Origin of the sequence: Hymenobacter ginkgonis, from assembly GCF_009755225.1 — a bacterium.
Taxonomy (GTDB): Bacteria; Bacteroidota; Bacteroidia; order Cytophagales; family Hymenobacteraceae; genus Hymenobacter; species Hymenobacter ginkgonis.
This window is the reverse complement of sequence record NZ_WQKZ01000003.1, coordinates 700,212-712,069: the sequence shown is the minus strand read 5'-3', so window position 1 is coordinate 712,069 and position 11,858 is coordinate 700,212. Positions and strand designations below refer to the sequence as shown.

Below are 11,858 nucleotides of genomic sequence, written 5' to 3'. Positions count from 1 at the left end.
GCTAATTACTTGTTTTTCTGAGCTATGGAAAAGCTACTTCATCGACTAAGCTGGGCAGTGGGCTTGCTGCTGGCGCTGGCCGGCCCGGCCCTGGCCCAAACCCAGCTCGACCCGAGCCGGCCTACCTACTACCCCCGCGTTATCAGGCTAGGGCAGGGCAGCAACGCGGGCCGGCTGCTGGCCAGCTTCGACGCGGGCAAGGCCGGCGCCATCTACGAAAGCCCCGACAACGGCAAAACCTGGCAGCACCTGGCAGACGTGCCGGAGACTACGCCGCCGAGCATGTGTTGCAGCGGGCTGTATGAAATGCCGGCCAAGCAGGGTGATACGCCGGCCGGCACCTTGCTCTGGGCCACTTCGGTAGGCACCGACAAAGGCGGACGCGGGCCGTGCAGCATTCGCCTGCACCGCAGCCTCGACGGGGGGCACACCTGGACGTACTTCAGCACGCCGGTCAGCGGGTTTATTGGCCTTTGGGAACCTGAGTTTTTGCTCGATGCGCAGGGCCGGCTGGTGGTGTATTATTCTAGCGAGGAGCACAAGGCGGAGGGCTACAACCAGCTGCTAGCCCACAAAACCTCGACCGACGGCGGCCTGACGTGGAGCGCCGAAATCATCGACGTAGGCAAGGCCGATGGCAAGCTGCGCCCCGGTATGGCCGTGGTGCGCCGCCTACCCAGCGGCCAGTACTTGATGAGCTACGAAATCTGCGGCCTGGGCTGCGACGCCTACGTGCGCACCTCGCCCGACGGCGTGAGCTGGGGCGACCCCGCCGACAACGGCCAGCGCATCGAGTCTACCGACGGGCACCACTTTGCCCACGCGCCTACCGTGGCCTGGGCCCCGCAAAAAGGCAATCCTAATGGCCAGGTGTTGGCTATCGGCCAAATGCTGCTCAACAACACCGACAACGCCGTGGCTGCTGCCAATGGCCAGGTGTACATGGTGAATACCCAAAATGGCCAGGGTGCTTGGGCCGAAGTGCCCGCCCCCATGCCCGTACCTGATGCCAAAGACAATCCCTGCCCTAACTATAGCTCGCAGTTGCTACCCGCCGCCGACGGCCTGACGGTGCTGGAAATCGCGCTCGATTTTGTGGATGGCCGCTGCCAAGCCTTCTACCAAACTGCGCCGCTGCCCAAACCGGCCGGCACCCAGCCCAAAACCGCGACGCGTCGTAAAACCAGGTAACCAAGTCAAGAACCAGCGCATGAAACTGTTGCCCTACTACCTCTGTGTGCTGCTGGGTGCCAGTGGGTGGGCCGCGCCTGCCACTGCCCAAGTGCTGCAAGGCACGTTTGCTATTCGCAATGTTAAAACCGGCTTGCTGCTCCGCATTCAGGATGCGCAGTCGGCCGATGGCACCGCGCTGGTGGCCTACCCCCCTACCAATTGGAAATACATGACCTGGAATTTTGAGCACGTGGAGGGCAACGTATATCGCCTGCAAAACCTGCTCACGCACAAAACCTTCCAACCAGATGCCGCCCCGGCCGCCGGGGCGGCGCTGCACCAGCGGCCCCTGGCTGCCAACCAAGCCAGCCAGCAGTGGGAATTTGAGCCGGGCGTGGGGCAAACCTACCGCATCCGGCTGCGCGGCACGGCCTTGTACGTCACGCCGGCCCATGCTACCGGGGCGGTGAATACGCCCATTCTACTAGCTAAAAAAATGGATGCTCCGCTGCAATTTTGGACGCTTTATAGGCAACACCCGACCATGTGAAGGGGCGGCCGCGTCTCCTACGCGGCTGGTGCTCCCGCTTTTATTTATGCTCATTTCCAGAAAATCTCAGGTTAATCTTCTCACTTGCTTAACGGTGACTGGCGGCCTGCTGCTAGCCAATACTGCCGCGGCCCAACGGCTGGCAAAAGCCAAAACCCCGGCTGCCACCGCCGCCAAAGCGGCTACCCTCATTGCCAACCCTGTGCTGGCCGGCGACTACCCCGACCCGTCGGTGACGAAGGTGGGCAGCACCTATTGGGCCACGGCTACGTCGTCGAACTGGGGGCCGACCTTTCCGCTGCTAAAATCGGATGACTTGCAGCACTGGTCGCTGGTGGGGCACGTGTTTCCGGGCGAGCGGCCCGCCTGGGCCGATTATTACTTCTGGGCGCCCGAAATTAACCACGACGAAAACGGCAAAATCTACGTGTTTTATACGGCGCACAAGCGTGGCGGCAACTTAGCTGTGGGCGTGGCCAGCGCCGACCGCCCCGAGGGCCCGTACACCGACCACGGCCCGCTGGTAGGCCAGCCCGACGGCTCCATCGACGGCTTCCCGATGCTCGATGAGAAAGGGCAGTCCTACCTCATTTGGAAGGAAGACGGCAACAGTATACAGAAGCCTACCCCCATTTGGGCCCAGCGCCTCAATGCCGACCGCACGGCTTTGGTGGGCGAGAAAACCGAGCTTTTTCGCAACACGGCCGCCTGGGAGGGCAACCTTGTGGAAGGCCCCAGCGTGGTGCGCCACGGCGGCTACTTCTATATGTTCTACGCCGCCAACGGCTGCTGCGGAGCCGGCTGCACCTACGCTACTGGCGTAGCCCGCGCCAAAAACCTACTCGGCCCCTGGGAGAAGTACGCCCAAAACCCCATCCTCACCAAAAACGACACCTGGACCTGCCCCGGCCACGGCACGGCCATCGAGCGCAATGGCCATTGGTACATGCTGCACCACGCCTACCAAACCGGCAGCTTCCAATACGTGGGCCGGCAGGGGGTGCTAAGCGAGTTTGAGTGGACCGCCAGCGGCTGGCCGCAGTTCCTAAACAACCACAGCACGCCCGCCGCCCCCGCCAAAGTGCCCCCGGTGGTGCAGGACGAATTTGCCGACGCTACTCTATCGTCGGCGTGGGAGTGGCCGGTGGAAGACAAGCCCCAAGTTGCCTTGCGCGGAGGGCAATTGCAGCTCACTGCCCGCCCCGACCGGGGAGGCGCTGAGTTAGGCCGCCCTACCCTGGCTGCCAACTACGTAGCTACTACTACCCTGCTCAACCCAGCTACGCTGCCAGCCGGTACCACCGCTGGCCTAGCCGCCCTCGGCGACCCCAATAATTCGCTGCGCCTCGTAGCGAGCGCCACCCAATTGCAATTGCTAGAGCGCCGCGATGGCAAGGCTCGCGTGCTAGCCGAAACGGCCCTGCCGCCCGGCGCGACTCGCGCCGTGCAGTTGCGCATGCAAGACCAGGGGGGCAGCCGCTACACCTTCGCTTGGAGCACCGATGGCACCACTTGGCAGCCCATGCTACCGGGCACCGCAACGGCCGACGGCCAGTTCCTGCCCCCCTGGGACCGGGGCGTGCGCGTGGGCTTAGTAGCCCAGGGCCCAGCCGCTACGGCCACGTTCGAGCGGTTCGAGCTGGTTAATAACCAGTAGCCTGTGCCCAAATCAAGCTACGTTAAAATCTGCTCGTACTGCTGGGCTTGTCGAAGCTACTTGCTAGCGTTGAGCTTGTCGCTCAGCAGTTTCATAAAGTAGCCACCCACTACCGAGCGGGCCTGGAAACCCTGCTGCTTGGCATCGGTGGTTTCGTGCCAGTCGGTGAGGGGCACGCGGCTGGGCGTGTCGTTGGCAAACTGCCACACCGGAGCTACCAGCGCTTCAAAATCAGCTTGGCTGGTAGCTAGCGTGGCGGTCCAGAGTATCCAGTCTGACTTGGTGTAGGTTTTGCGGCTATCCAGGGGTAGGCCGTAGCGCTGCTGGTGCTGGAGGTAAAAGGCCATTTCCTGCTGCGCTACCTCGGGCGGAAATACGTGCAGGCCGAGCACCTTGTCCCAGACCAAATTGTATTTCTGGCTCCAAGAGCCGGCGGGTTTGTCGAAGGTGAGCGCGTAGTGGTCGCCATCCTGGGCCAGTTGCTGCCACTTTTTAGCCAGGTCGCGGGCCAGGGTTTGGTACTCGTCGGCGGTTTTGGCGTCGCCGAGCTGGCGGGCCATTTGGCCGTAACAAGCGATGCCTATGATGGCCTTCACCGACAAGTTGGTATTGCGGGCCAGGTGGCCAGCAAAGTCGTCGGTACTGAGCTGGTTGGCCGGGTCGAAGCCATCACGTTTTAAGAAGCCGACCCACTTGGTGAGGGTAGGCCAGTGCGCGCGGGCAAAGTCGGCCTTGCCATCCATTTGCACGGCGGCAGCGGTCATAATCAGCATGTTGCCAGCCTCTTCCACTGGCATATCCTCGCCGTAGGTCTGGCCGTTGGCGCGGGGGTAGGTGCCCACGTCGTGGGCCGGGAAGTCCTTTTTCCAGCGCCCCGACTCCGAGTAATCAAAGATGAAGCGCAGCATGCCTTTGGCCAACTCCTTGTTATACAACAAAAACAACGGTCCTGACGGATAGGTAATGTCCACCGTGCCAATCGAGCCGTTCGAAAAATTCTCCTTCGAGAAAAAGAACAGCTCGCCCTTGGGCCCAGCCACAATGCTGTGCGCCGCAATGGCCTGGCGATACGCCAGCTGGCACAAGTCGGCGTACTGCTTGCCGCCCGCGGCCTGGGCATCGGCGTAAAGCTTTTGGTCGAAAGCCGTGGCTTTCTGGCGCAAACGCCCGTAGTCGGCCTCGGCAGTTTGCAGGGCTTTTTCCATGGTCATGGCCGCATCGCGCCGCCACCAGGGCCGCAGGTTCTGGCCGAAGTACTGCACGGCATACTGCTCGTCGTAGCCCAGCAGCAGGTGCTGCGCGGCTGGCTGGGCGGCCACTTGGCCGAGGTCGAGCACGGCGGCCTGGGCCACGCGCTGCGCCTGGGCAGGTTTAGTAGGGCTAGCGACTGGCAGCGTGCCGGCTTTGGCAAAGGCCGCTTGCAGGACAGCGGGTTCCCCAGTGCTCAGTTGCACTGCCCTGGGGGCGGCCAGGTAGGCATAGCCCCAATCAATGCGCAGGTTATCGCCCTGCTTGGCCAGCAGCGGCTGCTCGGTGGTGCCCACCGCCGACCACCGCAAGCTGGCTGCCTGGCCGAGGCGAGTACTCACTGCTTGGTAGGGCGTGTTGGTGGCCAGCGTGCCAGCCTCCGTCAGCAGTACCTGGGTAGGGTGCGTTTTGCCGTCGGCGGCGGTGGCCGTGCAGGTAACGTAGCTCACGGGCCGGGCCACGGTTTCGAGTTCATCAAGCAGCAGCGGCGACAAGAAATTGACTTTCAGCTCGACCGCGCCGGCCACGAAGGTGTACGTCGTTTGAGTAGCCGTCACGGCCACGGCCGTTTGCTTGGCTAGCGGCAGCGGGGCCGGGGGGGGTAGGGTTTCATAGAGGCCGGCATCGAGGTACTCGCCGCCCTGGGGGCTGTTGGCGTGCAGGGCCAGCACGTTGTCGCCGGTGTGCAGGGCTTGGCGGGCGGCGGGCGGCACGTCGAAGAAGTCGTATTTGCTATTGAAGCCCGGCTGCTTGGTCAACAGCACCCCGTTGAGGTACACTTCCGCGTCGTCGTCGTGCTCCATCAGCAGGCGCAGCTCGCCGGTGGGGCCGAGGGTGGGTAGGCGCACGGTGCGGCGCACCCACACGTCGCCGCCCGTCCAGGTGGTGCCGTGGTCGCTGGGGTTGTCGGAGAAAGGAGCCGCTCCTTCCTGCCAGCTGCTAGCAGCCGCGAAGCTGGCTTTCTCCCAGCCCGCTGCCGGCTGCTTAAAGGTGTAGCGCGCCCGGTAGGGCTGCTCGCGCACCGTCGGAATCAGGGCGCGGTACTGCGGCGCGGCGCGGCCCATAAACTGGTACGCCCGCCCATCGACCCGCACCACCCCTTCCAGCGCTTGCGGCTCGCCGGTCCAGTGCCGAGTAGGCGCGCCTGCTAGCTCCTCCTGAAAGGCCCACACGCTGAAATAGGGGGTGTGGGTAAGGAGCGGGTACGCGGGCGGGCGCAACGTTTGAGCCTGGGAAACGCCCAAGGATAATCCACTTAGTACTAAGGCAAAACAAGGTGATTTGAAATGCATTTCCGCGAAGAGAATAAGTAAAAGCAATTCGGACTAATCCTATTATTTGCGCACGCCAAAGCGGTATTCCGTAGTTGATAAGGAACGTCTCGCCTAGCTGCAGCACGGTGCTCCTAAACTTCGGCTCATTGGGCGACTGGGGAAGTGTTGTGTTTTGAGGCAAAAGCCGTAGTGCGGCCCGTAGGCAATGCCACCTTTGCGCCTCTTTTGGTACGCACTTCGTGGCCTAGCACATCTTCAGCCTGGCCCGCTTTGAGGTTAAAGTAGGTGTGGTTGAGCATCTTCGGCCTGTTCGGCAGTAGTAGTGTAGTCGAGGCGCGTCCTCGTTGGTGAGCGTGTAAACTACGGTTACCTTCAGGTTGCTGGGATAGCCTTCTTCCCCGTCTTGGCTCAGGTAGGGGAGCGTGAGCGTCGGCTCATTGGCCAATCGGCCGGGCTTGGCAGTGCGTACGTGGCGGTTGAAGCCCAGCCGGCGTGCAGAGAGTTGAGCGCACTACTACTGCTCGTTAGCGACTTACGTTGCGGAGGGTAAGACATGGAGAAAAGAGAAATAGGATGGCTAAGTAACCACTAACCCCGTGCAAGAATGCCTACGCTGTTGGGCCACAAAGTAGGGAAATGAATTGATTCGTGCAAACGTTTGCATGAAGATTGTTCTTGCACGCAGGTAATCGAAACAAGCTTATTTCATGCAATCTTTGCACAATCTCTTGCATAATTCTTTGCAGACTTTGCGCAGTTTGCACTAAAGTAAACCCCTTTCCTCTCTCCTTTTCGTGGCTAAAAAACGCGCTTCCATTACGGACCTCGCCCAGCAACTTAATATTTCTATTTCCACGGTATCGCGGGCGCTTAGTGGCCACAGTGCCATCAGCGAGGCCACTGTCAAGCGGGTAACGGCCCTAGCTAAAGAGCTAGGCTACCAGCCCAATAGCCTCGCCTCGGGCCTGCGCAAAGGCCGGAGCAACATGCTGGGCGTGGTGGTGCCGCACATCGATGGTAATTTCTTTTCGCAAGTGGTGAAGGGCATTGAGGCTGCCGCTAGCAAGGCTGGTTACCACGTCCTCATCTGCCAGTCGAACGAGGATGTGGTGCACGAGCGCGCCAATGTAGAAACGCTCATGAATGCTCAGGTAGAGGGTATTCTCGTGTCGCTTTCGCGCACCACCCGCGAGATGCGGCACTTTGAGAAGGTACGCAAGCGCGATATTCCACTGGTTTTTTTCGACCGCATTCTGGACGGCTTCGACGTGAATGCCGTGGTGCTCGACGACCGGGCCGGTGGCTACCGCGCTACTAAGCACTTGCTCGAACAGGGTTACCGCCGCATCGCGCACTTCACTGGGCCGCAGCATTTAAACATTTATAAGCTCCGCCGCCAGGGCTACGAAGATGCACTTCGCGAGTACGGCTTGCCAGTGGCCGAAGACCTTATCTTACTGGGAGACATGAAGATGGACGACGGCAGCGCCGGTATGCGGCAGCTACTAACCCTACCCCAACCGCCCGACGCGGTGTTTTCAGGCAGCGATTTTTCGGCGGCGGGCGCGCTACAAGTCCTCACTGAACGGGGCCTGCGCGCACCCGAGGACATAGGCCTGGTTGGCTTTAGCAACGAGCTTTTCTCCCGGCTCACCGCACCGCAGCTTACTTCCATCGACCAGCACTGCGAGCTAATGGGGCGCTCGGCCACCAGCCTACTATTCCAGATAATGCAGGAGCGCGAACAGCATTACGCGCCACGCCACGTCGTGCTGCAACCCGATTTATTCGTGCGGGCGTCGTCCTTGCGCCTGGGGCAACCGGCGTAAAGCTAAGCGACTGGCTGAGGGGGTAGGGTAATCTTCCGCGAAATATGCGCAAACGTTTGCGCATATTTTTGCTACCTTAGCGCTGTTACTTCCCACCTGCTACGCGGTTTATTCATGAAATTTCCGCCCTTTGCCCGCTGGGGCTTGGCCGTGCTATTGCTGAGCGGAGCTAGCAGTGAGGCCCAGCCTACGGCCGCCCTGGCCCCACTCGCCTACTACGAGCTGGCCCCCGGTACCAGCCGGCCTACTGGCTGGCTAGGCAAGCAGCTGGAAATCATGCGCGACCACAGTACCGGCCACCTCGACGAAACGTACCCGAAGCTACGCGACCGCAATGGCTGGCTCGGTGGCACCGGCGACGGCTGGGAAGAAACCCCCTACTGGCTCGATGGCGCCGTGCCCCTAGCCCACTTGCTCCAGGATAAGCCCTTGCTGGCCAAAGTGCAGCGCTACATCGACTGGGCCATTGCCAACCAGCGGCCCTCGGGCTATTTTGGGCCGCTGACCAAGGCCGAGCAGCAGGCCGGGCACTTACTCGATATCCGGGGCACCCAGGGCGAAGACTGGTGGCCGCGCATGGTGATGCTTAAGGTGCTGCAGCAGCACTATCAGGCCACCCACGATAACCGCATTATCCCCTTTCTTACCAAATACTTCCGCTACCAGCTGGCCAATTTGCAAGCGGCCCCGCTGGGCCAATGGAGCGAGTGGAGCACCGTGCGCGGGGGCGACAACCTCCTGGTAGTGTACTGGTTGTATCGCCAAACCAACGAGCCTTTTTTGCGCGAGCTGGGCGAGCTGATTTACCAGCAAACCACACCCTGGACTACCTACCTGGGCAACCGCGACTGGGTAATGGAGGCAGCCGCCAACCAGACCAGCGCGCATTGGATGAACCGCCACGGCGTGAACGTGGCTATGGGCCTGAAACTTCCCGTGGTATATGCCCAAGCCCACCCCGACCAGCCCCAGCTGCCGCAGGCGCTACGCACTGGCTGGCAAGACATTATGACGCTGCATGGCTTGCCGTCGGGCATGTTTTCGGCTGATGAAGACCTGCATGGCAACCTGCCTACCCAGGGCACCGAGCTGTGCGCGGTAGTCGAAGCCATGTATTCGCTGGAGCAGGCGGCGGCCCTCACCGGCGACCTCACCTACCTCGACGCGCTGGAGCGCATTGCTTACAACGCCCTACCCACCCAAACCACCGACGACTACGAGAACCGCCAGTATTTTCAGGTGGCCAACCAGGTGCAGGTGGCCCGCGGCGTGTTCGACTTTTCGCTGCCTTTTGAGCACGGCATGAACAACGTATTTGGCCAGTACGCGGGCTACACCTGCTGCACCGCCAACATGCACCAGGGCTGGACCAAGTTTGCTACCCACCTCTGGTACGCCACGCCGGCCAAGGGCCTGGCCGCCCTCGAATACGCACCTAATACCCTGACCACGACCGTGAATGGCAACGTGCCGGTGGCCATTAAAGAAGATACCGCTTATCCATTTGGAGAGGAGGTGAGCTTCGTGATTGACCTCAAAAAACCCACCGCCTTCCCTTTAGTCCTGCGGGTGCCGGCGTGGTGCCCCGAGGCCACCGTGCTGCTCAATGGCCAGCCGTTGCGCACCGACGGAGGTGGGCAGCTTATCAGCATTGCGCGCACCTGGCGCACCCACGACCGCCTCACGCTGCGCCTGCCGATGGTGGTGCGCACCAGCAACTGGGCCCGCAACTCGCGCGCCCTGGAACGCGGTCCACTCGTGTACGCCCTCAAAATAACCGAACAGTGGCAGGAAAACCGCCACGCCGACGAAGGCCCCTACTTCACCATCATACCCGGTAGCCCCTGGAACTATGGCCTACCCCACGCCGTGGTCGAGGGCCCCACCCGCACTACCACCGTGGCCGTAAAACCACTGGCGGCCAGCGCTAACGACTTCTACTGGAATGCCACGAATGCCCCCGTGACTATCACCGTCAGTGGGCGGCGCATCCCGGCCTGGCAGCTCGATGCTGGGGTAGCCCCGCAGCCCGTCACGCCCCGCGATGGGGTGTACAAAGGGGCAGTTGAAGCCGCCTCCGAAACCCTCACCTTCATTCCCTACGGCTGCACCAAGCTGCGCGTAGTGGCCCTACCCGTCATTCCTTAACCAAGTACTATGTTGCGTTGGAACATCTTGCTCGGAGCCCTGCTGCTGGGTAGCGGCCCGGCGGCTTTGGCACAGGCACCGGCCGCCCGCACTTTCACCAACCCTTTGAAAGCCAATGGGCCTGACCCTTGGGTAATTCGCCACGGCGGGCAGTATTACTACACCAATACAATGGGCAAAAACATTACCCTCTGGAAGTCTAAAACGCTGGAAGGCGTGAAAGACGCGCCCGGTGCGGTGGTGTGGACGCCCCCCGCCACGGGCCCCAACTCCACCCAAATATGGGCGCCCGAACTGCATTTCCTTGATGGCAAGTGGTACCTCTACTACACCGCGTCCAACAAGGCTACTGCCAGCGATGACACGCGCTATGTGTTTGTTTTAGAGAATACTAACCATGACCCCACTACGGGTAGTTGGACTGACAAGGGCCGGGTAAATACCAAATACAGCGGCCTCGACGGCACAGTTTTCGAGCACGGTGGGCGGCGCTACTTCGTGTATTCGGCCTACGTGGGGCCGCAGAGCGTGCTGGCCATCGCCCCCCTGCACAATCCCTGGACGCTGGATGCAACTCAGGAAACCATCCTTGCTACCCCTACCCTAACGTGGGAGAAAGGCGGCGGCCGCCAGATTTTAGAAGGCCCTGAGTTTTTGGCGGGTAAAAAAGGCCAGCTTTTTCTGGTGTACTCGGCCAGCGCCTGCTGGGATGATAATTACGCGCTGGGTATGCTCACGGCCCGCCCTGGTGCCGACCCGCTACGGGCCGACTCGTGGGTGAAATCGTCCCAGCCGGTCTTCCACCCTTCGGCCGAAAATGGGGTGTGGGGCACCGGCCACAACGGCTTTACCACCTCACCCGACGGCCGCGAGAACTGGCTGCTCTACCACGCCAAGGCGGCGGCCGATGGCAAGTGTGAGGGGCGCAGTGCCCGCGCCCAGCGCTTTACCTGGAACTCCGATGGCACCCCCAATTTTGGCGTGCCCGCCGCGCTGGCTACCCCACAGCCTGTGCCTTCGGGGGAGTAGCGCTGGGCTTTGGCACCAGTTTATTTTTGTTGTTTCCCTTTCTCTACCTCTCCGCATGCAGAAGATTTCACTGCTACTTGGCTGAGCGCTGCTGGCCCAGGCCCAAAGAGCCAAGACCAGGGTGCGCAAAAAGCCTATGTTGCCTACGTTTTGGCGGGTGCCCGCGGGGAGAGCGTTGCAGCAGTATAGCGGTAAGCCTTTTGACTTTCTAGAAAATAGACTTGGGAGAAATGGGACGCGCTATCTCCCTAAACTAGTAAGCGCGAGCGCCACTTACTGCTTACGCTGGCTCAACTGCGCTCGGCCTTGGCCTGCCCCGGAATGAGGGGGGTAGCGGGAGCTGGCTCGGCAATATCTTTGCGCGCTACCCCTGCTTCTGCCTTCATGCACCTACTGCCCAGTACGCCAGCCGATATAGACGAGATTTTCAGGTTATATACCCTGGCTTCAGCCTACCAGGCTTCGGTACAAAGCCTGGTGGTATGGCCAGCTTTTGAGCGCGCTATGGTTGCGCAGGAACTGGCCGAACAACGGCAATGGAAGCTCGTCATCGACAACCAAATTGCCTGCGTGTGGGCCATTACCTTCGACGACCCCCTGATATGGGAAGCCCGGAACGCCGACCCCGCCCTGTACCTGCACCGCATTGCCACCAACCCGCAGTTTCGGGGCCGTAATATGGTCAAGGAGATTGTGCAGTGGGCCAAGCACTACGCCCAGCAGCGGGGCAAACGCTTCGTGCGCTTAGATACAATTGGGGAGAACAAAGGCCTGATTGCCCACTATACCGCCTGTGGGTTTACGTATTTGGGCTTGGCCCAGCTGACCAATACGCAGGGCCTACCCCCGCATTATCACCACGCGACGGTGAGCTTGTTTGAGTTGCCGCTCCCGCAAGAGCAGCCCTAGCGGCGCGCGGCCTTGGGCTTAGCTGCGCGCTAGGGCTAATT

The 11,858-nt window shown here is 61.3% G+C and carries 8 protein-coding genes; 7 read left to right on the top strand and 1 reads right to left on the bottom strand.

What is annotated here, in order from left to right; genetic code table 11:
* Nucleotides 1-24: 24 nt before the first annotated feature.
* Genes GO988_RS14420 through GO988_RS14410 form a run of 3 tightly spaced genes read left to right on the top strand, consistent with a single transcriptional unit; the run spans nucleotide 25 to nucleotide 3,380 of the window.
* A complete protein-coding gene (locus GO988_RS14420) occupies nucleotides 25-1,191 on the top strand; it encodes an exo-alpha-sialidase (protein ID WP_157566636.1) in 1,167 nt (388 codons plus the stop codon).
* A 19-nt stretch (nucleotides 1,192-1,210) separates the two neighbouring features.
* Complete coding sequence (locus GO988_RS14415) at nucleotides 1,211-1,723, top strand: RICIN domain-containing protein (RefSeq protein ID WP_157566635.1); 513 nt, start codon at nucleotides 1,211-1,213, stop codon at nucleotides 1,721-1,723.
* A 46-nt stretch (nucleotides 1,724-1,769) separates the two neighbouring features.
* Nucleotides 1,770-3,380 (top strand): family 43 glycosylhydrolase, encoded by a 1,611-nt coding sequence (locus tag GO988_RS14410; protein ID WP_157566633.1) that lies wholly within the window; start codon nucleotides 1,770-1,772, stop codon nucleotides 3,378-3,380.
* Between the two features lie 56 nt (nucleotides 3,381-3,436).
* On the opposite strand, the gene GO988_RS14405 is transcribed toward GO988_RS14410, so the two are convergent.
* Nucleotides 3,437-5,920 (bottom strand): glutaminase family protein, encoded by a 2,484-nt coding sequence (locus GO988_RS14405; RefSeq protein WP_157566631.1) that lies wholly within the window; start codon nucleotides 5,918-5,920, stop codon nucleotides 3,437-3,439.
* Between the two features lie 776 nt (nucleotides 5,921-6,696).
* On the opposite strand from GO988_RS14405, the gene GO988_RS14395 reads away from it, so the two are divergent.
* From GO988_RS14395 to GO988_RS14380, 4 genes are all read left to right on the top strand, one after another.
* The gene (locus tag GO988_RS14395) at nucleotides 6,697-7,731 is read left to right on the top strand and encodes a LacI family DNA-binding transcriptional regulator (protein ID WP_157566629.1); all 1,035 of its coding nucleotides are present in this window, start codon (nucleotides 6,697-6,699) and stop codon (nucleotides 7,729-7,731) included.
* Nucleotides 7,732-7,845: 114 nt separating this feature from the next.
* Nucleotides 7,846-9,879: a beta-L-arabinofuranosidase domain-containing protein gene (locus tag GO988_RS14390; protein ID WP_157566627.1), complete on the top strand. Its 2,034-nt coding sequence runs from the start codon at nucleotides 7,846-7,848 to the stop codon at nucleotides 9,877-9,879.
* Nucleotides 9,880-9,888: 9 nt separating this feature from the next.
* Nucleotides 9,889-10,908: a glycoside hydrolase family 43 protein gene (locus tag GO988_RS14385; RefSeq protein ID WP_157566625.1), complete on the top strand. Its 1,020-nt coding sequence runs from the start codon at nucleotides 9,889-9,891 to the stop codon at nucleotides 10,906-10,908.
* Nucleotides 10,909-11,292: 384 nt separating this feature from the next.
* Nucleotides 11,293-11,817 carry a GNAT family N-acetyltransferase gene (locus tag GO988_RS14380; protein ID WP_157566623.1) on the top strand — a complete coding sequence of 175 codons (525 nt, stop codon included), beginning with the start codon at nucleotides 11,293-11,295 and terminating at the stop codon, nucleotides 11,815-11,817.
* The last annotated feature ends 41 nt before the right edge of the window (nucleotides 11,818-11,858 follow it).